21 protein-coding genes and 1 tRNA gene are annotated in these 21,904 nt (G+C 73.4%); 4 read left to right on the top strand and 18 right to left on the bottom strand.

Going from position 1 to position 21,904, the window contains the following annotated elements:
• Nucleotides 1-48 precede the first annotated feature (48 nt).
• The 6 genes from ACX9I7_RS02910 to ACX9I7_RS02885 form a co-directional block, all read right to left on the bottom strand.
• Nucleotides 49-684: a bifunctional DNA primase/polymerase gene (locus tag ACX9I7_RS02910; RefSeq protein ID WP_387574913.1), complete on the bottom strand. Its 636-nt coding sequence runs from the start codon at nt 682-684 to the stop codon at nt 49-51.
• 145 nt (nt 685-829) lie between these two features.
• Nucleotides 830-1,198, bottom strand: coding sequence for a hypothetical protein (locus ACX9I7_RS02905; protein ID WP_387574911.1), 369 nt, complete (start codon nt 1,196-1,198; stop codon nt 830-832).
• Between the two features lie 172 nt (nt 1,199-1,370).
• A complete protein-coding gene (locus ACX9I7_RS02900) occupies nt 1,371-2,723 on the bottom strand; it encodes an AAA domain-containing protein (protein ID WP_459386384.1) in 1,353 nt (450 codons plus the stop codon).
• On the bottom strand, nt 2,720-4,315 hold the full coding sequence (locus ACX9I7_RS02895; RefSeq protein WP_387574909.1) for a hypothetical protein: 1,596 nt from the start codon (nt 4,313-4,315) through the stop codon (nt 2,720-2,722). The genes ACX9I7_RS02900 and ACX9I7_RS02895 overlap by 4 nt, the downstream gene beginning before the upstream one ends.
• Before the next feature lie 103 nt (nt 4,316-4,418).
• A complete protein-coding gene (locus ACX9I7_RS02890) occupies nt 4,419-5,633 on the bottom strand; it encodes a hypothetical protein (protein ID WP_387574907.1) in 1,215 nt (404 codons plus the stop codon).
• Nucleotides 5,554-6,543, bottom strand: a complete 990-nt coding sequence (locus ACX9I7_RS02885) for a phosphatase PAP2 family protein (protein WP_387574905.1) — start codon at nt 6,541-6,543, stop codon at nt 5,554-5,556. Before ACX9I7_RS02885 ends, ACX9I7_RS02890 begins: the two co-directional genes overlap by 80 nt.
• A gap of 273 nt (nt 6,544-6,816) precedes the next feature.
• On the opposite strand from ACX9I7_RS02885, the gene ACX9I7_RS02880 reads away from it, so the two are divergent.
• The gene (locus tag ACX9I7_RS02880; protein WP_459386383.1) at nt 6,817-7,410 is read left to right on the top strand and encodes a histidine phosphatase family protein; all 594 of its coding nucleotides are present in this window, start codon (nt 6,817-6,819) and stop codon (nt 7,408-7,410) included.
• 244 nt (nt 7,411-7,654) lie between these two features.
• Here ACX9I7_RS02880 and ACX9I7_RS02875 read toward each other — a convergent pair whose 3' ends face one another.
• Nucleotides 7,655-9,031, bottom strand: coding sequence for a tetratricopeptide repeat protein (locus tag ACX9I7_RS02875; protein ID WP_387574899.1), 1,377 nt, complete (start codon nt 9,029-9,031; stop codon nt 7,655-7,657).
• Between the two features lie 283 nt (nt 9,032-9,314).
• Between ACX9I7_RS02875 and ACX9I7_RS02870 the strand changes: the two genes are divergently transcribed.
• Both ACX9I7_RS02870 and ACX9I7_RS02865 read left to right on the top strand, forming a co-directional pair.
• Nucleotides 9,315-9,773, top strand: a complete 459-nt coding sequence (locus ACX9I7_RS02870) for a hypothetical protein (RefSeq protein WP_387575221.1) — start codon at nt 9,315-9,317, stop codon at nt 9,771-9,773.
• 43 nt (nt 9,774-9,816) lie between these two features.
• On the top strand, nt 9,817-10,686 hold the full coding sequence (locus ACX9I7_RS02865; protein ID WP_358628040.1) for a spermidine synthase: 870 nt from the start codon (nt 9,817-9,819) through the stop codon (nt 10,684-10,686).
• A gap of 22 nt (nt 10,687-10,708) precedes the next feature.
• On the opposite strand, the gene ACX9I7_RS02860 is transcribed toward ACX9I7_RS02865, so the two are convergent.
• From ACX9I7_RS02860 to ACX9I7_RS02820, 9 genes are all read right to left on the bottom strand, one after another.
• Nucleotides 10,709-12,097 carry a GH1 family beta-glucosidase gene (locus ACX9I7_RS02860; protein WP_459386382.1) on the bottom strand — a complete coding sequence of 463 codons (1,389 nt, stop codon included), beginning with the start codon at nt 12,095-12,097 and terminating at the stop codon, nt 10,709-10,711.
• 39 nt (nt 12,098-12,136) lie between these two features.
• Nucleotides 12,137-12,985: a carbohydrate ABC transporter permease gene (locus tag ACX9I7_RS02855; RefSeq protein ID WP_189452557.1), complete on the bottom strand. Its 849-nt coding sequence runs from the start codon at nt 12,983-12,985 to the stop codon at nt 12,137-12,139.
• Between the two features lie 9 nt (nt 12,986-12,994).
• The gene (locus ACX9I7_RS02850) at nt 12,995-13,972 is read right to left on the bottom strand and encodes a carbohydrate ABC transporter permease (RefSeq protein WP_459386381.1); all 978 of its coding nucleotides are present in this window, start codon (nt 13,970-13,972) and stop codon (nt 12,995-12,997) included.
• On the bottom strand, nt 13,969-15,219 hold the full coding sequence (locus ACX9I7_RS02845; protein ID WP_459386395.1) for an ABC transporter substrate-binding protein: 1,251 nt from the start codon (nt 15,217-15,219) through the stop codon (nt 13,969-13,971). Before ACX9I7_RS02845 ends, ACX9I7_RS02850 begins: the two co-directional genes overlap by 4 nt.
• 71 nt (nt 15,220-15,290) lie before the next feature.
• Complete coding sequence (locus tag ACX9I7_RS02840; protein WP_358628052.1) at nt 15,291-15,503, bottom strand: cold-shock protein; 213 nt, start codon at nt 15,501-15,503, stop codon at nt 15,291-15,293.
• Between the two features lie 148 nt (nt 15,504-15,651).
• Nucleotides 15,652-15,724 (bottom strand) — tRNA-His (locus ACX9I7_RS02835).
• A gap of 107 nt (nt 15,725-15,831) precedes the next feature.
• Entirely contained in the window at nt 15,832-16,437 is a 606-nt protein-coding gene (orn, locus tag ACX9I7_RS02830; RefSeq protein WP_358628054.1) for an oligoribonuclease, read from the bottom strand.
• A 5-nt stretch (nt 16,438-16,442) separates the two neighbouring features.
• Nucleotides 16,443-17,780, bottom strand: a complete 1,338-nt coding sequence (locus ACX9I7_RS02825; RefSeq protein WP_387574892.1) for a helix-turn-helix domain-containing protein — start codon at nt 17,778-17,780, stop codon at nt 16,443-16,445.
• Nucleotides 17,781-18,148: 368 nt separating this feature from the next.
• Nucleotides 18,149-18,481, bottom strand: coding sequence for a hypothetical protein (locus tag ACX9I7_RS02820; protein ID WP_358628060.1), 333 nt, complete (start codon nt 18,479-18,481; stop codon nt 18,149-18,151).
• Nucleotides 18,482-18,817: 336 nt separating this feature from the next.
• On the opposite strand from ACX9I7_RS02820, the gene ACX9I7_RS02815 reads away from it, so the two are divergent.
• The gene (locus tag ACX9I7_RS02815; protein ID WP_126918008.1) at nt 18,818-19,339 is read left to right on the top strand and encodes a universal stress protein; all 522 of its coding nucleotides are present in this window, start codon (nt 18,818-18,820) and stop codon (nt 19,337-19,339) included.
• A gap of 337 nt (nt 19,340-19,676) precedes the next feature.
• Here ACX9I7_RS02815 and glmS read toward each other — a convergent pair whose 3' ends face one another.
• Nucleotides 19,677-21,497 carry a glutamine--fructose-6-phosphate transaminase (isomerizing) gene (gene glmS, locus ACX9I7_RS02810; protein WP_126914259.1) on the bottom strand — a complete coding sequence of 607 codons (1,821 nt, stop codon included), beginning with the start codon at nt 21,495-21,497 and terminating at the stop codon, nt 19,677-19,679.
• 121 nt (nt 21,498-21,618) lie between these two features.
• Nucleotides 21,619-21,894, bottom strand: a complete 276-nt coding sequence (locus ACX9I7_RS02805; protein ID WP_189452547.1) for a hypothetical protein — start codon at nt 21,892-21,894, stop codon at nt 21,619-21,621.
• Between the last annotated feature and the right edge of the window lie 10 nt (nt 21,895-21,904).

The following is a 21,904-nucleotide window of genomic DNA, read 5'->3' as shown; positions in this document are numbered from 1 at the left end:
GTGGAAGACTTTAGCACCCCGATCCGGTGGAAAGAAAATCCGTATGTTTCAGCCCCCCGTGGTGATGGGTAGGGTCATCGCCCGGGCGGCCCGGACGCAGGCCCAGAGCAGGGCGTCGGCGCCCGGCAGCCGGGGGCGGCGCACCTCCGGGGCGATCAGCCAGCGGGCGACGGCCGGGGTGGGCTCGCTCCCCTCGGGCGACGGGTAGAGCGGGGGGACGGTCACGGCGTCGCCCGTGCCGTAGCAGAGCAGCGGGGGAGCCGTACGGTCCCGGCGGCCCCATTCCTCCCAGGCCAGCAGCGCGGGCAGCCGCTGGGCCGTGCCGGGCGCGGCGAACAGCAGCAGCCTGCCGCGGTGGGCCGCCACCGGCCCGGAGCCGGGGCCGCCGGGCGACCACAGCCGGGCCAGTATCCGGCGGCCGAAGAGGGCCGGGGCGTCGATCACGTCGAACACCGTGCCGCAGGGGAGCACGACCGGGGCCATCGGGTCGTCGGCCCACAGGGCGTGGACCTCGTGGGGCGCTCTGCCGGCGGACGCGAGCCAGTCGGCCCCGGCCAGGGTGACGTACGCGGGGGCGGGCGGCGCCCAGGAGGCGGAGGGCGCGGGAGCGGGGGTGGGCGCGGGCGAGGGGACGGGCGTGGGCCGGTGGCGGGCGGGGCGCGGGTCGTACGGCCGGGAGCTCATGGCCCCATGCTCCAGCCAGGACGGGGGGCCGTCAGGGCGAGTTCCGGGAAACCGGGACAGGGGCGGTGACGGTGCGCTACCTTGTGCGCCGCATATGCCAACGGCCCATGATCGAGGACCATGGGCCGTCCGGCCGTGGGCCGGGTCAGTCGGCCTGGCTGCTGCCGCGCAGCAGGTCACGGCCGAACTCGACCATCTTCTTCGCGTAGTCCTCGCTCCACTCCGCCCGCTCGGCGATCACCGCCGTCGGCAGTCTGTCGAAGCGCCGGGGATCGGCGAGCTGAGCCGCCGCCACCGCCTGGAACTCCGTCGCCCGGTCCGCTGCCGCGCGGAACGCCAGGGCCAGCTCGGTGGAGCGGGCCAGCAGCTCACGCGGGTCCTCGATCGATTCGAGATCGAAGAAGTGCTCGGGGTCGGCGACGGCCTCGGGTGGCTCGAAGAGCAGCTGCGCGGGCTTCAGGCGGCGCGGGCCCTCACTGCCCGGCCCACCGGGAGCCTGCTTCGGCTCGCACATGTACATACCTCCAGAATCGTCTGCACCGTCATCCATTGTCCTGCCGCGCGCAAGTGCGCCCCCGCCCCGCCCCGGGCCGCGCCCCCGCGCCCCACAACGCCCGACACGCCGCTGAACACGCCCGACGGCGCTGACCGGACGGGCCCCGAACGGGCTCCGCCCGGGCCCCGGCTCACGGCCGCCACGGGACGCGGTGCTCGGCCAGATGCGCCCACACCGCGTGATTCGCCTCCCAGCCGTCCGGGAACTTCACCGTCACCCCCAGCCGTACCGGCTCCGTCGACGGGTGCTCGTCCAGCAGGCGGTCGACGCCGGCACGGCTCACCACGACGCACGCGTGCCGGTGCCGTGAGGCCAGCACGCACAGGCGACCCGTCTCCAGGTGGAACGCCGTCGCGTCCGGGCGGCCCGACAGCGGGTGGAGCACGACCGTCACGTCGAACTCACGGCCCTGGAGCCGGTTCGCCGTATCCACTGTCACCCCGGTCACCCCCTGTTCCGCAAGGGCCGCCCGGACGGCCGCGGCCTGGTCGCGGTGGGCCGTGCCCACCGCGATCCGGTCCGCGGTCAGCGGCGCCGGATCCGGCGAGCGCTCGCCGGTCACGGCCCCGCCCCGGTCCAGCATCCGGCGGACGACCAGCGCCACCGCGCCCACCGCCTCCGGGTCCGTGCGCGGCGTGTGCCGCGCGGGCAGCTCCAGCAGGCCCCAGCCCGACTCGGCCGCCTCGTCCAGCACCCGGTCCGGGCCCGAGCCGTCGGACGGCACGCCGAAGGACAGCAGCCGGTCGCCGTGGTCCGTGCCGCTGCGGAAGGGGGTGTACGGATAGAAGGCCGCCGACACCAGCGGCGCCGCCGACGCCGGCAGCCGCCACGACACCGGCAGCCGGTGCTGCGGCAGCCCCGGATTGTGGGCGAGCAGCGTGCTCACCGCGCTCGCCGACGGGTCGTACGACAACCCGGCCCACTGCTCCGCACCCACCACGCTGAACGGGTCCAGCTGGCCCGGGTCGCCCACGAACAGCGCCCGATCGAACAGCCCCGCCACCGCCAGGAGCGCGTCCGAGCGCATCTGGTACGCCTCGTCGACGATCGCGTGCCCCCAGGGCTCGGCCACCTTGGTGTGCGCCCACTTCGCCGCCGTGGAGATCACCACGTCCAGCCCGGCCAGATCCGCCGCCTTCGCGGAGGTCACGACCGAGTCGAGCGCGTCGAGCGCCGGGTCGTAGGGGTGGCGCTCATTGCTGTGCAGCCGGCCCACCGGCAGCCCCGGATCCTGCTCGGCCAGCCGCAGCACCAGGTCGTCGACCTGGGCGTTGGTCTGCGCGACGACCATCAGCGGGCGGCCGGCGGCGGCCAGCTCCCGGGCCGCCCGCACCACCAGCGTCGACTTGCCCGCGCCGGGCGGCGAATCCACCACGACACCGCGGTGCGGGCCGTGCAGCGTGTCGCGCAGGATCGCGTCCGTGGCCGCCTTGGCCGCCGCGGCGGGGTCGAAGGCGCGCTCGCGCGCCAGGGGAACGGTCACAGCAGATCCTCCGCGGTCACCGGGTCGGGAGCCTCGGCCGGGCCCTCGGCGGGCGGGCCGCCATGGGTCCAGGGCGTCCGCTCGGGGTCGGGCAGCTCGGGGCCGCCCCGGGGCGCGTGCTCGAACAGCGTCCAGCACACCCGGTCGCCCACCTCGGGCACGGAACCCGCGTCGGGCACCTTGCCGCGCCCCATGCCACCGGTCAGCCGCACGGTCAGAGCGCCGGGGCCGCCGGGGCCGTACGCCACGAACTCGGCGCTCTGCGATCTGCCGTCCGGCAGGGCGCGGTGGAGCGCGACGCCCTCCGCGAGCAGCGGCGCGTCGGCCGTGCGGACGGTCACCAGGGGCCTGGGCCTCGGCACCTTGGCCTCGGTGTACTCCATCACCACCTCGGCGACCTCCCCCGCGAACGCCTCCCCGGCCAGCCGCCGGCCCGCCATCACCAGCGGATCGTCCAGCGCCTCCTGGGCGTCGAGCTGCGCCTGCGCGCTCTCGCGGGCGGCCAGCTTGCGCGCGGCCGTGACCGCGTCGTCCCGCCGGGGCTGCGGCGGCTCCCCGGCGCGGACGCGGTCGCGGTGCGCGGTGTACGACCAGCGGTCGCGCTTCCAACGCTCGGCGACCCGCGCGCCCTCCGGGAGCGTCCGCAGCAGGTCGACGCCGCGCCAGACGGCGTCCCAGGTGGGGCGCAACTGCGCCGCCAGCAGCTCGCGGATCTCGCTCTCGGCGGCGGCCAGCTCCGCCCGCGCGGGCGCGAACCGGTGCGCCGACGCCTCCAGGACGGCCGCGCGGGCCCGGTCGTAACGGGCGACGGCGGGGGCCAGCCGCTTGTTGTCGAAGACCGGGTCCGTGGCCGGGCCGGCGGGCGGATGGACCAGCAGCCCGTCCGGCCCGCGCGCCAGCTCCGCGCGCAGCGCCGCCTCCGGGCCCGGCACGTCCCGCGGCGGGTCGATCCAGGCGAGCAGGGAACCGAGGTGCTGGTCCTCCAGCACGCTCTGGCCCGTCGCCCAGTGCCGGCCCAGCACCTGCGTCATCGCCAGCAGCAGCGACGACCCGGGCACCCGGGCGCGCTCCCCGAAGTGCGTCAGCCAGCGCCCCAGCATCGGCACGCGCGGCGGCGCGGGGTGGGGCGCGTCGGGGTCCTGCTCGGCGGTGCGGCGGAAGCGCATGGACCGGCCGAGCAGCCGGACGTACTCCACGCCCGCCGCGCTCGGCACCAGCAGCTGCGGGGCGTCCGCGCACAGCTCGACCTCGACCGGCACCTTCTTCCCCGTGCCGGGGTCGGTCTCCTTGCGCTGCTCCAGCTCGACGGCGTCGCCGAACTCCTCCAGGTACGGCAGCAGCGCGTCGGCCAGCTCGGCGAGGAACGCGGACCGCAGATCCCTGTCGCGCGGCTGCGCCACGAACAGCAGCCGGGGCGCGTCCCGCTCCGTCCCCACCATCGCACCGAGCGGCGCACCGGCCTCACCGGCGGTCGTCAACGGCACGAACACACACGGCCGCTCGGCGACATGCCGGTGCCGCACGGTGACGACCGGCCGCGCCCGCCCGTCCCGCACGGCTTCCATCCGGGCGAGGGTGCTGATCAGTGACATGGGGGCTGCTCCCTTCTTTCCGCCACGACGGTGCTCCGCCCGCGCCGCGCCGGCCGGCGGTGCCCAGCGGGCATCGGCCGATCCGCCGGCCAGGGCCGCCGGCTCATCGGCCCGCCCCCGCCAGCGCGCCCTCGTCGGTCGAGGCGAGCGCCAGCGCCTCCGCGCGGAGCGCGGACGCGTGGCGGAGGGCCGCGACCGCCGGGTCGTCGGGGGAGCCCGCCTCGCCCGCGGCCGCCGCGAGGACGGACGCGACGGTGGTCAGGCCACCGAGCTCCGCCCGGACGCCACGCCCCAGGGTCCGCACGGAGCCCGCCGCGCGGGCCCGCGCCCGGCAGTGGAAGGCCAGCTCGCACGCCGCGAGGCACTCCGGCGCGTACGCCGCCGCGACCGTGTCCAGGGCCTCGGCCAGCTCACCGGCGGGCCGGGTCGGGGTGCGGCCGTCGTCGGACGGGCACAGATCGAAGGTCGTGCCCTCCGGGAGCCCGGCGGCGATCTCCGCCACGCCCGTCAGCCGCTCCAGCTGGCGGCGCGTGGTGGCCAGCGGCTTGCGGAGGTCGACGAGGGCGGCATCCGGCAGGTTGGAGAAGTCCTTCGGGCAGACCAGCAGGGCCTGCTCGCGCACCGCCGCCGCGCCCTTTGCCATCCGCTCGGCCACGGCCTCGAGCGCCAGCGCGTACACCGCCGCCTGCCGGGCGGCCGCGCCGACCTTCGCCGCGTCGGCGGAACCGTCGATCATCGCGAAGGACTTGATCTCGACGACCGTCCAGCCGCCGTCGGGATGGACGACGATCGCGTCCGGCTCCAGATACGCCGGCGTCCCGGCGACGGTGAGCGCCAGCAGGGGGTGGTCCAGCACGGCCCACCGCCCGGCGGCGGTCGCCTCGCGCAGGGCGAGGGCCGTGCGCGCCGTACGGCCCTGGAGGCCGGTGGCGGAGAGGTCGGGCGTGTCCACGGAGCCCGGGCCGGGCGCGGGGGAGCCGTCGGCCAGCCGATCGTGGAGCAGGCGGACGAGCTCCGCGCCGCCGTCGGACTTGACGCGGGCCTCGAAGGAATGGCCGCGCACGAAGGCGAACTGCGACTGCCCGAACGTCACGGGCGCGCCCACGGCCCGTGCCAGCGCCGCCTTGTCCACCCCCGCCCCGTCGAGCAGGGCGCGGCGGTGACAGCCGGGGTTCGCGGCGAGCGCCGCGAGCGCGCGGGCGTCGAGCGGGACGGGCGCGACGGAGGGGCCGCGCAGCTCAGCGAGCCGCTGTCGCAGCGCCGTCGGTGCGGCTGTCCCCGGCCCTGGCCCGGGCCGGCTGTCGGGGGATCTGGTCACTGGCGTCCGCCTCGCGAAGTCTCTCCGGCGCCCCCGGGCGAACCCGGGACGGCGCAGTACCCGCTGTACCCGCCGAAGTCTCGCACCCGGCACTGACATTCGCCGCTGCCACGGCCGTTTCCGCAGGTACGGCGGGTGCCGCCGGGGCGAGGCGGACGCGGATCCGTTCGGCGAGCCGCAGCGCCGGGCGGGCGAGGAGGAAGCCCGCGCCCATCACGGCGGCGCCGGCGACGGCGTCGAGGAGGTAGTGGTTGGCGGTGCCCATCACCACGAGGGTGATCAGCAGCGGATAGGCGACGCCCGCGACCTTGGTCCAGACCGTGCGGCCCTGCGCCCACAGCACGACGCCGCACCACAGGGCCCAGCCCACGTGGAGGCTCGGCATGGCCGCGTACTGGTTGGTCAGCCCGCCCAGGCCGCGCGGGGCGCTGGCGTCGCCGCCCCACCAGCCGTACTCGGAGTACTGCCGCATCGTGTCGACGAAGCCGAAGGACGGGTCGAGGAGGCGGGGCGGGCAGGTGGGCAGGAGGGTGAAACCGATGAGGCCGATGAGGGTGGAGATCATCAGCCAGGTGCGCATCCGGCGGTAGTGGTCGGGGCGTCGCCTGAAGAGCCAGACCAGGAGCGCGGGGGTGAGGAGGTAGTGGAGGGCGGCGTAGGCGAAGTCGGCGGGTATGCCGATCGCCGAATGGTCGGTGAACAGCCGGTTGAGCGAGGGCTCGATGTTTATTCGGAACGTTTTTTCAAGATCGAGTATCGACTCGCCGTGATCCACGGCCGACTGCACGTCGCCTCTGACCAGCAGCCGCCCGGCCGAGTAGAGCCCGTACACCACGGCGATCAGTGGCAGTTCGGTCCACCAGCGCGGCCGCTTCCCCAGTGGTGCGGTGTACATCCGGACGCTCTCCATGTGTTCAGGCGGCCAATAAGCGCGATATGCAACCGTACGGTGTACGCCACATCTCTCGCACACCGCCCCGTGAGTCCACCCGAACCCCGAGGTGCGGGGTGGGAGACGCCGGGAATGGCTGGAGGGTTGCCCGTTGGTGAAGTGAGTGATGATGGAGAGCGAAACTCATCCCGCTCCCGAGGTGACCGACTTCACGCCTTTCACCCGGGTCCACGATCACGGCACGAAGATCACCGCACGCATCACCGCACGCACCTCGTAAGGACTCCCCCCATGGCACCGCGCATCCTGCTGGCCCGGCACGGACAGACGGAGTGGTCGCTGTCCGGCAAGCACACCGGCCGCACGGACATCCCCCTCCTCGACGAGGGGCGGCGCGGCGCCAAGCTGCTGGGTGAGCGGCTGCACCGCGCCCCGTGGGACGGCCTGCCGGACGTGGAGATCCGGACGAGCCCCCTCGTCCGCGCCAAGGAGACCTGCGAGCTGGCCGGCTTCGGCGACCGGGCCGCCGAGTGGGACGCGCTCATGGAGTGGGACTACGGCGCCTACGAGGGCATGACCCCCGCCGAGATCAAGGCGGGCCGCCCCGACTGGCTGATCTGGCGCGACGGCGTCCCCGAGGGCGAGACCCGCGCGGAGGTCGCCGCCCGGGCGGACGAGGTCGTGGAGTGGGCCCGCTCGGCCGACCGCGACGTGCTCGTCTTCGCCCACGGCCACATCCTGCGGACCATCGCCGCGCGCTGGATGGGCGAGGACATCTTCTTCGGCTCCCGCATCCGCCTCGACCCGACCTCCCTGTCCATCCTGGGCTGGGCGTACGGCGCGCCGGCGATCGAGCGCTGGAACGACACGGGCCACCTCGCCTGACGGCTCGGTGGATCACCGGGGGTGCGGCCCCTTGGGCGTGGGCCGGTTCGGCACCGCCGGGCGCGGAGGTGGGTCGTCTCGCCGTCGCGGCGGGGAGAAGGCCCCGGTCCCGCCCTTTCACCGTTTCCTGGGGGCAAGCCCCAGCCCCCGGGGGGTCCGGGGCGGCAGCCCCGGGAAACGGCGATCAGCCACAGCGCCGGAGTCCGGCGGTGCCGAACCGCCTCCAGCCCCAGGGGGGCACCCCTCAAGCCGGCCGCACGGCCACCTCGTGCCGGCCCAGGAAACCCGACACCGCCGGGTTCGAGGCGTGACGGCGCAACATACGGGCCGTCGACGCCAGCATCGTCCTGATGCGGGCCGACTGGACCTGCTCCAGCAACTCCAGCGTCTTCCCCCCGGCCACGGCCGCCGCGTCCGGGGAGCCACCCCGGGCCAGGTCGCCCGCCAGTTGCGCGGTGTAGAGCGCGATGTTCCGGGCGAAGTGCGGGTCCTGGAGCGCGACCGCGCGCTCCGCGTGGTCCGCCGCGCGCCGCCAGTCGCCCAGGGCGGACCAGCACTGGGCCTCCAGGCCCTCCAGCTCCGCCTCGCCGAAGAAGGTCATCCACTCCGGGTCGGCCTCGGCCGCCCCGCGCCCGAAGAGCGTCCGGGCCCGCCCCAGCGCCTCCTCGGTCGCCTGCCGGTCGCCCAGCCGCGCCCAGCCGCCCGCCTCCCGCAGGGCCAGCAGGGACATCAGCCGCGCCGACCCCAGCCGCCGCCCCGCCCGCTGCGCGGCCTGCGCGGCGCGGATCGCCTCGCGGGGGCGGGCCGCGTCCCGGGCGAGGAAGGCCATGTTGCAGAAGGCGTGCGCCTCCAGCGCCGGGTCCCCGGCCACGCGCGCGGTGGCCAGGGCCTCCGCGTAGTGGGAACGGGCGTCCGCGAACCGGCCGGAGTCGTGCGCCAGCCAGCCCACGGAGATCGCCAGTTCGCCCGCGCCGGAGTGCAGCCGGTCGGCGACCGACCGTCGTCTGGTCTCCGCGTCCAGCAGCCCGTAGGCCGCCTTCAGGGGACGCGCGGCGCGCCGGTAGAGCCCGTCCGCCCCGTGCCGGTCGTCGAGCAGCCGGATGTCCCGCACCGCCTGTTCGACGGCGGCGGCCTCGGCCTCCCCCGCGTGGCGCCGGTGCGCCCGGGGCCCGCCGCCCAGGGACGCGGCGGCCACGGCGACCGTGCCGGAGGTCATGAACGCGCGACGCAACACGTCGCTCTCCTCGCTGCTCTCGGTGGAGCTCTCCGCCGCACCGGAGGAGGTACGGCTTTCGGCGGGGCTCTCGGATGAACCGGGCGGCGCGGAGCCCTTCTTGCGCGCCCCCCTGCCACGCACGCTCTCGCGGGGCGCGAAGCCCATGTCCGCCGGCTCGCGGCCGGGGAACATGTGCCGGAACACCCGCTCGTAGGCGTAGTTGGGGCAGCGGATCTCCCCGGACTCCACACGCCCGATGTAGCGCGCGTCGCACGAGACGTGTTCGCCGATCTCCCGGGCCGCACGACGCACGGCGGCCGCGAATTCCCCTGGTGAGCGCTGGCCGCGCAACTGCCGGAACGCGAGGTTGGGACGGGGAGACGAGGACGCGTGGGGCGACGCCATGGCCGGACCCTCTCCTGGCGAGCCGCCCCGAGGGCAACCCGCGAGGCGGGCGGCTGTGCTTGCCGTGTGGCGTGATGACCGTACCGGCTGCGGTGATTCCGCTACATCCGGTTTGACTACAAAACGGATATCCCACCTGCCATCCGCCATGAACTGCCATCCTTTGCGGCGGCATGGCGCCGTAGCCGTTGACGCGTCCACGCGTTGAACCGGAAGAGCGCGAGCGCGCTCGGCGTGGATCCCGACGCGGACTCGGGCACGGCGTGAGGAGGGGTTTCCCGTGGTGGAGGCCGGAGTGGACATCGGCGGCTCGCGGACGACGGCCCTGCGCCGGCCGTTCCAGGACCACAGCACGTCCCCGCACCCGCCGCAGGCCGGTGGCGACGGCGCCGAGGCGCACCCCTGCGACCTGGTCACGGTCCCCGCGCGCCAGGGCCTGGAGGCCGTCGACATCCTCCGGCTGCGCGACGGAGTGGGCCCCGTCCTCCACGACGGCGACTGCGACACCCTCGGCTTCCTCGTCCCGCCCGGCACGGCCGACGGCTGGGACATGCCCGGCAGCGCCTGCACCCAGACCTACGGCCGCGGCCTGCGGACGAGCGCCGCCGAGCCGCCCGTCAACGGCACCGGCTGGCTCGTCGCCCCCGACGCCGCCTACGCCTCCGCCACCGACCCCGCCGTGCTCCGCGCCGCCCTCGGCGAGGCCGCCCGCACCATCGAGGCCGTCGACCGCTGCCGCTAGCGCCCCCCGCGGGCCCGCCGCCCGCACCGGTGATACTGGAGGGGTGGCGAAGGGCAAGCAGAAGCAAGGGCGCGGACGCGCCGCCGAACCGATATCCGTGCGGGTGGCGGGCGGTCTGGCGGAGCTCGTCCCCGACCGCGACCGGCCGCGCGGCCGCACCCTGCTGATCGACGGGGCCCCGCAGTCCCACGTCGACCTGGACGACCCCGCCCACCTGGACTTCTCCTACCAGCGGCGGCTCGGCCACATCGCCGACCTCGTCGCACCGCCCGGCAAACCCGTCCAGGCCGTCCACCTGGGCGGCGGCGCGTTCACCCTCGCCCGGTACATCGCCGCCACCCGGCCCCGCTCCACCCAGCAGATCGTCGAGATAGACGCGCCGCTGGTCCAGTTCATACGGGCCGAGCTGCCGCTGGAGCCGAGCTGGCGCATACGGGTGCGCGGCACCGACGCCCGGGAGGGGCTCGCCAGGATCCCCGACGGCTGGGCGGACCTGATCATCGCCGACGTCTTCAGCGGCGCCCGCACCCCCGCCCACCTCACCAGCACGGAGTTCGTCACCGACGTCCGGCGCGCCCTGCGCCCCGGCGGCCACTACGCCGCCAATCTCGCCGACGGCCCGCCGCTGGCCCACCTCAAGGCCCAGATAGCGACCGTCCGCACCGTCTTCCCCGAGCTGTGCCTCACCGCCGACCCGGCGGTGCTGCGCGGCCGGCGCTTCGGCAACGCCGTGCTGCTGGCCTCCGACCACGAGCTGCCCGTCGCCGAGCTGACCCGCCGGGCCGCCACCGACCCCCACCAGGGACGGGTCGAACACGGCCGCGCGCTCCTCGACTTCACCGGTGGCGCCGAGCCCGTCACCGACGCGAGCGCCCGGCCCTCGCCCGCCCCACCGCCCTCCGTCTTCGAGTGACGGACCTTCGCGTGACGGGCCTTCAATCGATGGGCAGTTGTCCCGTCCGCGCCACCCGCGCGTACCACCGCGCGCTGGACTTCGGCGTACGGGCCTGGGTGGCGTAGTCCACGTACACCGCGCCGAACCGCTTGCTGTAGCCGTACGCCCACTCGAAGTTGTCCAGCAGCGACCAGAGGAAGTAGCCCCGGACGTCCGCGCCCTCGCCGAGGGCCCGCAGCACGGCCTCCAGATGGGCGTGCAGATAGGCGATCCGCTCGGGGTCGTCGACCGTGCCGTCGGCGCCCGGCTTGTCGTCGTACGCGGCGCCGTTCTCGGTGACGAACAGCGGCAGCCCGGGAGCCTCGCGGGTGAAGCGCGTCAGCAGGTCGTGCAGGCCGGTGGGGTCGACGGCCCAGTCCATCGCCGTGAGCTTGCCCGGCGGCCGGTGGAAGGCCACACCCCCGGCGCCCGGCCAAGGAGAGGGCTCCCGCCGGCCGGGCGCCGGGGGATTGTCAGTGGCGGCTGATACGACTGTGGGCGAGTAGTAGTTGATGCCCAGCGCGTCGAGGGGGTGCCGGATGACGTCCGTGTCGTCGCCGCGTACGAACGACCAGTCCGTGATGGCCGCCGTGTCGGCGAGAAGGTCCTCGGGGTACGCCCCGTGCAGCATGGGCCCGGTGAAGATACGGGTGGCCAGCGCGTCCACGCGCCGCGCCGCGTCCTGATCGGCGGGCGAGGGCGTACGGGCCCGTACGACGGCGGGGTTGAGCGCCACGGTCAGCCGGGCCCGCGAGGGCAGCGCGGCGCGCAGCGCCCGAGCGCCCAGGCCGTGCGCCAGGTTGAGGTGGTGCGCGGCCCGCAGCGCGGCCTCGTCATCCGTGCGGCCCGGGGCGTGCACCCCGGCCGCGTAGCCCAGGAAGGCGCTGCACCAGGGCTCGTTGAGGGTGGTCCACAGCTCGACGCGATCGCCGAGCGCCTCGCCGACGAGCCGGGCGTAGTCGGCGAAGCGGTGGGCGGTGTCGCGCTCGGGCCAGCCGCCCGCGTCCTCCAGCTCCTGAGGCAGGTCCCAGTGATAGAGCGTCAGCACCGGCTGGATGCCGTGGTCGAGGAGGTCGTCGACGAGCGCCCGGTAGAAGTCGAGCCCGCGGGGCGAGGCCGGTCCGCGGCCGGTGGGCTGGACCCGGGGCCAGGAGACGGAGAAGCGGTACGCGCCCAGGCCCAGCTCCGCCATGAGGCGGACGTCCTCGGCACGGCGGTGGTAGTGGTCCGTCGCCGTGTCCCCGGTGTCGCCGCCGAGCACCCGGCCCGGCGTACGGGAGAAGGCATCCCAGATGGAGGGGGTGCGGCCGTCCTCGCCGGCCGCGCCCTCGACCTGGTAGGCGGCGGTCGCGGCGCCGAAGAGGAAGCCGGGCGGGAAGTCCACGGTCATGTCGCACGCTCCGGAAGGAGAGGGGAAACGGTGGGGGAGTCAGCCCTTGAGCGCGCCGCGCATGATGCCGCCGACGATCTGCCGGCCGAGGAGCGTGAAGGCCAGCAGCAGCGGCAGCGTGCCCAGCAGCGCCCCGGCCATCACCACGGCCTGGTCGGGGACATAGCCCCGGCCGAGCCCGGTGAGGGCCACCTGCACGGTCGGGTTCTCCTGGGTCAGGGCGATGACGGGCCAGAAGAAGTCGTTCCACGCCTGGACGAAGGAGAGCATCCCCAGCACGGCCATCGCCGGCCGGGCGACGGGGAGGACGACGTGCCACACCACGCGCACGCTGCTCGCCCCGTCCACGCGGGCCGCCTCGATCAGCTCGTCGGGCAGCGCCTCGATCAGGTACTGCCGCATGAAGAACACCCCGAAGGCGCTCACCAGCGCCGGCAGGACGACGGCCCGCAACTGGTCGGTCCACCCCAGCCGCGCCACGATCATGAAGAGGGGGACGACGCTCAGCTGCGGCGGCACCATCATCGTGCCGACGGTCAGCAGGAGCAGCGCCCGCCGGAAGCGGAACCGCAGCTTGGCGAAGGCGAAGCCGGCGATGGTGCAGAAGAGCACCGTGCCCAGCGCCACCGTCCCCGCGACGAGCGTGGTGTTGGCCAGGGCGAGGCCCAGCCGGGCGTCGGTCCACGCCGTGCCGAGGTTGGTGAGCAGCCTGCCGCCGAACCACAGCGGGGGCGGGGTGTGCGCCAGCCGGGCGCTGTCGCCGGAGGCGGCCACCGCCGTCCACACGAGCGGGAAGAGCGAGCCGGCGGTGAAGAGCGTCAGGACGGCGTACGCCACGGGCCCCGCGCGCGGCCGTCGCCCGATGCCGGTACCGATGCCGGTGGTCACGTCGCCCTCTCACCGGTCCTTCCCCAGCCACCGCGCGAGGAGCGCGTTCACGGCGGCGATCAGCAGCAGGAGCAGGAACATCGTCCAGGCGACGGCCGAGGCGCGCCCGAGGTGGTAGTTGAACCAGCCCTGCTCGTAGAGGTAGAGCCCCAGGGTCTGGAACTGGTGGGAGGCGCCGCCCTTCTGGCCGCCCGCCCCGCCGAACAGCAGGGGCTCGCCGAAGAGCTGGGTCGCCCCGATGGTGGAGACGACGACGGTGAAGAGGATCGTCGGCCGCAGCGCCGGCACGGTGATGTGCAGGAACTGCCGCGCTCGCGAGGCGCCGTCGAGCGCCGCCGACTCGTAGAGCTCGTCGGGCACGGCCTGCATGGCGGCCAGGTAGATCAGCGCGTTGTAGCCCGTCCACCGCCAGATCACGATCGAGGAGACCGCGCACCGCGAGCTCCAGGTGCCGTTCTGCCAGTCGACCGGGCCGACGCCCGCCGCCTGAAGCGCCCAGTTCACCATCCCGTAATCCCGCCCGTAGAGGACGACGAAGACGAGCGTGGCGGCGGCGACGGAGGTGGCGTAGGGGGTCAGCAGCGCGACCCGCCAGAAGGTGGCGGCGCGCAGCCGGTAGTGGAGGAGGTGCGCCAGCCCCAGCGCCATCAGCAGCTGCGGCACGGTCGACAGGACGCCGATGGTGAAGGTGTTGCGCAGCGCGTTCCAGAAGAAGTCGTTGCCGAGCAGCCGGGCGTAGTTGGTCAGGCCCGCCCACTCCATGTGCCCGGGGGAGGTCAGCTCGACGCGGTGGAGCGAGGTCCACCCGGTGTAGAGGAGGGGGAAGAGCCCGAACGCGGCGAAGGAGAGGAAGAACGGGGCGATGAACGCGTAGGGGCTGTAGCGGAGGTCCCAGCGGTGGAGGCGGCCGCCCGGGCGGTCCCGGCCGCGCGGCCGGGACCCGGGGGCGGTGGCCGCGCCCTCGACGACGGGGGTCGTCGCGGTCATTCGTCCACCGCGTTCTCGATCTCCCGCTGTGCCGCCCGCCAGCCGTCCCGGGGCGATCTGCCCTGCTGTTCGACCTGGGGGATGCCGACCTCGGTGAACGCGAGCCCGATCTGCTGCTCGCGCGGCCCGAAGAACAGCGTCGGGACGTGCCGGGCCGCCTCTGTGAAGATCCTCCCGATGGGCGCGTCGCCGAAGTAGGGGTTGCGGGCGTCCCTGACCTCCGGCATGGCGTACGAGGCGGGGGTGGAGGGGATGCCCGCCTGCCGTTCGAACAGCTTGGCCTGCTGGGCGGGGGCCGTCAGCCAGACGGCGAGCTCGGTCGCGGGGGCCCGGTGCCGGGCGGCCCTGGGCACGCCGATGAAGGAGCCGCCCCAGTTGGCCGGCCGGGGCGCGGCGGCCACGTCCCACTGGCCCCGGCCCGCCGGGCCCGACTTCTCCTTGATGTAGCCGAGCATCCAGGGCGGGCAGGCGACGGTGGCGAAGCGGCCGTTGGCGTACGCCTGGTCCCAGGGCTTCTCGAACTGTTTGAGCCGGGCCGTCAGCCCGTCCCGGGCGGCCCGCGTCGCCAGGTCCCAGGAGGCCCGGACGGCGGGGCCGTTCCGGTAGCGGGGACGGCCCTCGCGGTCGTAGTAGCGCTCGGGGTAGCCGTGGACGGCGGCGTTGTAGAGGCCGGCCGCCGAGTCGGTGAAGACCGTGCCCGCCGGGGCCCGGCGCCGATAGGCCCGGCCGGCCTCCAGATAGCGCCGCCAGTCCCCGGCCCACAACCTGCCGACCGCCTCCCGGTCCGTGGGGAGCCCCGCCCGCCGGAAGAGATCCTTCCGGTAGCAGACGGCGATCGGCCCGATGTCCGTGCCGAGGCCGATGGTCCGGCCGTCGGGGGTGGTGGCCTGCGCCCACTTCCAGGAGAGCCAGTCGTCCCGGTGGACGCCCTTGGCACGGGAGAGGTCCTCGAAGAGGTCGCCCCGGGCGGTGGCCAGCTCATGGACGTTGGCGACCTCCATGGCCTGGATGTCGGCGAGGCCGCTGCCCGCCGCGAGGTGGGTGAGCAGCTGGGGGTAGTAGGCCTCGTTCCGGTCGATCACGGATTCCTTGATCGTGACGCCCGGGTGGAGCCGTTCGTACTCCGTGTAGAGGCCGGCCTGCTTGTAGCCGAAGACACCGAAGGTGCCGACGGTGATCGTGGTGCGCCGGGCGCCCCTGCTGTCCCCGTCGTCTCCGTCCTTGGCACAGCCGTCGAGCAGGCTCATGCCGAGGACCAGCGCGGTGGCGACCACGAACAGCAGGACGCGGCGTCGGTAGGGCCCGCTCGACCAGGCGGTCACGACTGGAGGACGACGACGTTCTCCGCCTGCGGCCCTTTCTGTCCCTGGGTGACGTCGTACTCGACCCTGTCGTTCTCGTGGAGCTCCTTGAATCCGGTGCCCTGGACGGCGGAGAAGTGGACGAACACGTCCGGGCCTCCGTCGTCCTGTGTGATGAAGCCGAATCCCTTCTCGGCGTTGAACCACTTCACTGTGCCTGTTGATGCCATCGGTCATGACCCTTCGTCCGGTACCGGCATCTCAGCTTTGCCCGGATGGAGGGCAGAAGTCCCCCGACCGCCCCTGGCGTCACCCCTGAGGACTACAAAACGAAAAGAGCCCGGTCCGCTTGAAGCGGACCGGGCTCTTCCCGATCAGGGTGAGTAACGGGACTCGAACCCGCGACATCCTGGACCACAACCAGGTGCTCTACCAGCTGAGCTATACCCACCACGTCCGGCGTTTGTTTCCGTGTTTCCCACCGGCCGAGAAGAAGTCTACAGGGTCTTGAGGGGTGCTCGCTCCCAGCTTTCGCCGTGCCGGGAGCGAGCTACGTCACTACGCCTGAGCGGACAGGACGTGCTTGGCCGCGATGGCCTTCGCCGTGTCGGAGTCCGGCCCGGGCTGGGGGACGAAGATCGCCTCGCGGTAGTAGCGGAGCTCGGCGATCGACTCGCGGATGTCCGACAGCGCCCGGTGGTTGCCGTTCTTCTTGGGGCTGCTGAAGTAGGCGCGCGGGAACCAGCGGCGGGCCAGCTCCTTCACCGAGGACACGTCCACGATCCGGTAGTGCAGATGGCCTTCGAGCGCGGGCATGTCCCGCAGCAGGAAACCGCGGTCGGTGCCGACCGAGTTTCCGCACAGCGGGGCCTTGCCCGGCTCCGGGACGTGCTCGCGGATGTAGGCCAGGACCTGCCGCTCGGCGTCCTCGAGCGTGGTCCCGCCGTCCAGCTCCGCCAGCAGCCCGGAGGCCGTGTGCATCGCGCGCACGACCTCGGGCATGGTGGCGAGGGCCTCGGCGGGCGGGCGGATGACGATGTCCACGCCGTCCCCGAGGATGTTCAGCTCAGAGTCGGTGACCAGGGCGGCCACCTCGATGAGCGCGTCGGACGACAGCGAGAGCCCGGTCATCTCGCAGTCGATCCACACCATGCGATCGTTCATACGTCTCACCCTACGGGGCGTTCCCGCTGTCCGGGCAGGCGCGGAGCGTAGAGGTCCGTATCCGGCTTCCCCGGATCTCCCGGACCCAGCCCGTGCCCGCCGCCGTGTCCCGGCGAGTGAGAGATATGCCCGCTGTGCCCACCCGGTGGCGGGGGAGCGCCCAGGGGCGCGCCCGTCATCGCGTGGGCGGGCATCGCCGCACGGCGCATCGCCATCAGCGACGGCTCCCCCGGCCGGGGATCCAGTGGATCCGGCCGGTCGAACCGGTCGCCGCGCTCCGCGCGCTCCGGCCGCTCGCCCCGCTCCGGCCGGTCCACCGGACCGCCCTGCGGCCGGCGCGCCCGGTAGGCGGCCCGGTAGGCGGCGGGGGAGGACCCCAGCTGCCGGCGGAAGTGGCCGCGCAGGGCCACGGGCGAGCGGAAGCCGCAGCGTCCGGCGACCTCGTCCACGGAGTAGTCCGAGGTCTCCAGGAGCCGCTGGGCCTGGAGCACCCGCTGAGTGATCAGCCACTGCAGCGGGGCGCTCCCGGTGAGCGAGCGGAACCGCCGGTCGAAGGTGCGACGGCTCATGTACGCGCGGGCGGCCAGGGTCTCCACGTCGAACTGCTCGTGGAGGTGCTCCAGCGCCCAGGCGACGACCTCGGCCAGCGGGTCGGCGCCGATCTCCTCGGGTAAAGACCTGTCGAGGTAGCGCTCCTGCCCGCCGGCGCGGCGGGGCGGCACGACGAGCCGGCGGGCCAGGGCCCCCGCGGCGTCGGCGCCGTGGTCGGTGCGGACGATGTGCAGGCACAGATCGATGCCCGCCGCGGTGCCCGCGGACGTCAGTACGTCGCCGTCGTCCACGAAGAGCTCCCGAGGGTCCACATGGACCGACGGATAGCGCTTCGCGAGCGTGGGCGCGTACATCCAGTGGGTGGTGGCGGGCCTGCCGTCGAGCAGGCCCGCGGCGGCCAGTACGAAGGCCCCGGTGCACAGCCCGACGATGCGGGCGCCCTCCTCATGGGCACGGCGGAGCGCGTCGAGCGCGGCGGCGGGCGGCGGCTGGGTGATCGACCGCCAGGCCGGTACGACGACGGTCCCGGCCCTGGAGAGTGCCTCCAGGCCGTACGGTGCGGTCAATTCCAGGCCGCCGGTCGTTCGCAATGGCACATCTTCGCCCGCGCACACCAGCAATCGGTAGCGGGGAACCCCCGCGTCCTGCCGGTCGATGCCGAACACGGAAAGCGGGATGGAGCTTTCGAAGATGGGGCCGCCGCTGAAAAGCAGCACGGCGACGATCTCCCGGCGGCGGCGTCCGGAGAGCTTGCGCGCGGTCTCCGGTACGGTCGTGGAGTCCTGGCTCATGGCGCTAAGCCCCCCTCGGCGGTCGAGTCCTCTCGGTCCTGCACGTTTCCCCTCGGTCCTGAACGGTTCCCCCGCCGGTCATGGCCAAGATCGAATCTACTGCGTCGCTTGGAGACGCGGTGACCAGTTCACCACCCGCCTCTAAATCGACATGACAACTTGGCGTGAAGCGTTCGATCACGAAGCGTTGCACTTGCAGGCTCCGGTGAAAAGTACGCCTCTCGCCCCTGCCCACACTCCTCAGTCGGCAACCGCCCTCAGCGGTTCTTTCCTTGCTGGTCGACCGGCTGATGGGAGGGGTTCAGGCCGAGGTGTGAAGTTCGGACCCAAGTTGGCTGAAAACATATGGGTGCAGGCGTGCGAGGAGGTCAGTCGGTGGGGCCGGCGGACCCCTGGCGGCGGGCTCCGCGATGGCTCCCCGCGCCCGTCCGGCCGTGCCGGCCCCGGTGCGGGGACGCCTGCTCCGCGGACACCTTGGCGGCGGTGCGCTCGGACTGGCGCAGGAGTGCGTGGCAGACGCAGGTGAGTGCCACCAGACCGGCGGCCGTACCGGCCGCGCCGCCGAAGGACTGACCGCACATCAGCAGGACGACCGGGACCAGGGCACAGCTGAAGGCCGCCCAGCGGACCACATCGCTCACCGGATCGGAGGACGGGCCCTCGGGCGTCTCCTCGCGGGCGAAATCATGGGTTCCGGGCACGGAACGGCTCCCTGCTGGCGGCTGCTGGCGGTACTAACAACGGCCGGTCGGGGGCGTGGGTCACTGGGCAGTGGGTAGCAGGGGGTGTGAGCCCGGGCCATTGCGCTACGCGCCGCGCTCGTGCATGCTCCGGGGAACCGCCCACGGGGCCGCCGGCCCGGCGGGCGGCCTCTGGGCAGGCAGCGACTGTCGCCGTACCCTGGGGGGTAAGCACTTGAAAAGATGAATCCCGGACGGATTTGGCCGTCCAAGATCCATCAGTGGGCGTGCCCCTCGACAACTCCAACCAGTCCACCGCCGATCCCTCGACCAGAGGCTTCCTTCGCCGAGACACCGATGGCCGGTCACGAATTCTCCGAACCCGCGGACCGCAAGCGGATCGCCGATCAGGCGGCGAATCCCGAAGCGGCGGAAGAAACACGTCATTCCTGCGATCCGGCGTTCCGGCACGGCGTCGTGGTGGGCTTCGACGGTTCCATGTCGAGCGAGCGAGCGCTTGCGTATGCAATCGGTATGGCCCGGCGCTCGGGCTCGGGACTGATCATCGTCCATGTGGCCAACCGGCTGCCGACGACCGTCTGGGCGGGCTGTGAGCCGCCGGTCTTCGTGGACGTCCCCGATCACCGCACCGAGGTCCTGGGCCTGGAGCTGGCCTGCGCCGACCATCTCTCCGAGGTCCCCTGGATCCTGGTGGAGCGCGGCGGGGACATCTGCCACGAACTCGAGGAAGTCGGGCGTGAGTATGCCGCCGACGCCATCGTGGTGGGCTCCACCCACGGTCTGGTCGGCCGGATCTTCGGTTCCGTGGCGGGCCGGCTGGCGCGCCGGGCGCAGCGACCGGTCGTCGTCATCCCGTAGGCGCCGCAGGGGAACGGTCCCGCCGGTCCCTTGACTTCCCCCGGAATCTACTCGCGCGTAGAGGTGCCGATGGCATCCCGCATGGGTACAACTCCGGCAGTACGTCCCAGAGCGTGCCAGGACGTGCCGCCGGACGGGAGGTGACGGTTCCCGGGGCCGGTGGCATCACCGCCGGCGTGAGGGCGACGCCGGCGCGAAAGGAGGCGGCCCTCCCCGCGCGCGTGGTGGCACGCGTGGGGAGGGCCGTTCTCTCGTACCTGTCGCGGACAGGTGCGGACAGGTCCGAGAGGTCTCGTGGGGCCCGCGGCCGAAGCGGCCGGGCGGGCCCGGAGCCGGACTACTCGACGGTGACGGACTTCGCCAGGTTGCGCGGCTTGTCGATGTCGCGGCCCATGGCCTTCGCCGTGTAGTACGCGAAGAGCTGGAGCGGGATGCCCATGAGGATGGCGTCCAGCTCGTCCTCGTTCTTCGGCACGACGATCGTGTGGTCGGCCTTCTCCTGCTCCCGGTGGGCGACGGCGAGGATGCGGCCGCTGCGGGCCTTGATCTCCTCGAGCGCGGCGCGGTTCTTCTCCAGCAGCTCGTCGTCCGGCACGATCGCGACGGTCGGCATCGCGGGCTCGATCAGGGCCAGCGGGCCGTGCTTCAGCTCGGAGGCCGGGTAGGCCTCGGCGTGGATGTACGAGACCTCCTTCAGCTTCAGCGAGGCCTCGCGGGCCACCGGGTAGCCGCGGACACGGCCGATGAACATCATCGACTTGGCCTCGGCGTACTCCTTGGCCAGCTCCTCGATCTGCGCCTCGTTGGCGAGGATCTCCTCGATCTGGCCGGGCAGCTTGCGCAGGCCCTCGATGATCCGCTTGCCGTCGGCGACGGACAGGTCGCGGGTGCGGCCCAGGTGGAGGGCGAGCAGGCCGAAGGAGACCACCATGTTGGTGAAGCACTTGGTGGAGACGACGCAGACCTCGGGGCCGGCGTGGACATAGATGCCGCCGTCGGTCTCCCGGGCGATCGCCGAGCCGACCACGTTGACCAGGCCCAGGACGCGGGCGCCCTTGCGCTTGAGCTCCTGGACGGCGGCGAGCACGTCGTAGGTCTCACCGGACTGGGACACCGCGATGTAGAGGGTGTCGGGGTCGACGACCGGGTTGCGGTAGCGGAACTCGGAGGCCGGCTCGGCGTCCGCGGGGATGCGGGCCAGCTCCTCGATCATCTGGGCGCCGATCTGGCCGGCGTGGTACGAGGTGCCACAGCCGAGGATCTTCACCCGGCGCACGGCGCGGGCGTCACGGGCGTCCAGGTTGAGGCCGCCGAGGTGCACGGTGGAGAAGCGGTCGTCGATGCGGCCGCGCAGCGCGCGGTCCACGGCGTCGGCCTGCTCGTGGATCTCCTTGTGCATGTACGTGTCGTGGCCGCCCATGTCGTAGGACTCGGCCTCCCACTCGACGGTGGTCGGCTGGGCGGAGGTGCGGGAGCCCTCGGTGGTGTAGGTGCGGTAGTCGTCCGCCTTGAGGGTGGCCATCTCGCCGTCGTCGAGGGTGACGACCTGGCGGGTGTGGGCGACCAGGGCGGCGACGTCGGAGGAGACGAACATCTCCTTCTCGCCTATGCCCAGGACCACGGGCGAGCCGTTGCGGGCGACGACGATGCGGTCCGGGAAGTCGGCGTGGAGGACGGCGATGCCGTACGTGCCCTCGATGTGCTTGACGGCCTCGCGGACCTTCTCCTCCAGCGTGCCGGCCTCGGAGCGGGCGATGAGGTGGGCGAGGACCTCGGTGTCGGTGTCGGACACGAAGGTGAAGCCGTCGGCGGTCAGCCGGGTGCGCAGCTCGGCGGCGTTGTCGATGATGCCGTTGTGGACGACGGCCACCTTCTCCTCGGCGTCGAGGTGGGGGTGGGCGTTGACGTCGTTCGGCGCGCCGTGGGTGGCCCAGCGGGTGTGGGCGATGCCGGTGGTGCCGTTGAAGCGCTTGGGCAGCCGGGACTCGAGCTCGCGGACGCGGCCCTTGGCCTTGGCGGACTTCAGGCCGCCGGTCTTGCCGCCGGCGTGCAGGGCGATGCCGGCGGAGTCGTAGCCCCGGTACTCCAGGCGCTGGAGACCCTCGAGCAGCAGCGGCGCGACATCACGCTTGCCGATGTATCCGACGATTCCACACATAGATGACCCTCCCAGGTAAAGCGTTCGTGGTGCCCGGTACTACGGCGGCACTCGATGGCGGTTGCGAGGACGGAACGGGGCGGCTGTGCGGACCGGCCCCGGCCGTCGTCGTCCCGGCGGCTCAGCCGTAGACGATGCGGCGCAGTTGCCGCAGTGAGAGCTCGGGTGGTGCCACCGCGCGGTGCGGCAGCTCCCCCGCGATGCGCTCGAAGATCTCCGCGTTGTTCAGTCCGCCGGACTGGAGCTCACGGTGGCGGCGACGCACGAATTCCTCGGCCGTCTCGTCGAAGTACGCCAGCACGTCCAGCACCACCCGGGCGGCCTCGCCGCGCTGTAGCGGCGTGCTGCGCACCAGGTGGTCGACCAGGTCGTCATGGGACATACGGCGTTCGAGCACCCGTCGATAG

Source organism: Streptomyces sp. L500, assembly GCF_054551825.1.
The sequence above is the reverse complement of the archived record's forward strand: the minus strand, read 5'-3'. Positions and strand labels throughout refer to the sequence as shown.

What these genes read in the sequence shown, in the direction of transcription:
- ACX9I7_RS02910 (WP_387574913.1), bottom strand. Translation starts at nt 684, where the DNA reads ATGAGCTCCCGGCCGTACGACCCGCGCCCCGCCCGCCACCGGCCCACG.
- ACX9I7_RS02905 (WP_387574911.1), bottom strand. Translation starts at nt 1,198, where the DNA reads ATGTGCGAGCCGAAGCAGGCTCCCGGTGGGCCGGGCAGTGAGGGCCCG.
- ACX9I7_RS02895 (WP_387574909.1), bottom strand. Translation starts at nt 4,315, where the DNA reads ATGTCACTGATCAGCACCCTCGCCCGGATGGAAGCCGTGCGGGACGGG.
- ACX9I7_RS02885 (WP_387574905.1), bottom strand. Translation starts at nt 6,543, where the DNA reads ATGGAGAGCGTCCGGATGTACACCGCACCACTGGGGAAGCGGCCGCGC.
- ACX9I7_RS02880 (WP_459386383.1), top strand. Translation starts at nt 6,817, where the DNA reads ATGGCACCGCGCATCCTGCTGGCCCGGCACGGACAGACGGAGTGGTCG.
- ACX9I7_RS02875 (WP_387574899.1), bottom strand. Translation starts at nt 9,031, where the DNA reads ATGGCGTCGCCCCACGCGTCCTCGTCTCCCCGTCCCAACCTCGCGTTC.
- ACX9I7_RS02860 (WP_459386382.1), bottom strand. Translation starts at nt 12,097, where the DNA reads ATGACCGTGGACTTCCCGCCCGGCTTCCTCTTCGGCGCCGCGACCGCC.
- ACX9I7_RS02850 (WP_459386381.1), bottom strand. Translation starts at nt 13,972, where the DNA reads ATGACCGCGACGACCCCCGTCGTCGAGGGCGCGGCCACCGCCCCCGGG.
- ACX9I7_RS02845 (WP_459386395.1), bottom strand. Translation starts at nt 15,219, where the DNA reads ATGAGCCTGCTCGACGGCTGTGCCAAGGACGGAGACGACGGGGACAGC.
- ACX9I7_RS02840 (WP_358628052.1), bottom strand. Translation starts at nt 15,503, where the DNA reads ATGGCATCAACAGGCACAGTGAAGTGGTTCAACGCCGAGAAGGGATTC.
- orn (WP_358628054.1), bottom strand. Translation starts at nt 16,437, where the DNA reads ATGAACGATCGCATGGTGTGGATCGACTGCGAGATGACCGGGCTCTCG.
- ACX9I7_RS02825 (WP_387574892.1), bottom strand. Translation starts at nt 17,780, where the DNA reads ATGAGCCAGGACTCCACGACCGTACCGGAGACCGCGCGCAAGCTCTCC.
- ACX9I7_RS02815 (WP_126918008.1), top strand. Translation starts at nt 18,818, where the DNA reads ATGGCCGGTCACGAATTCTCCGAACCCGCGGACCGCAAGCGGATCGCC.
- glmS (WP_126914259.1), bottom strand. Translation starts at nt 21,497, where the DNA reads ATGTGTGGAATCGTCGGATACATCGGCAAGCGTGATGTCGCGCCGCTG.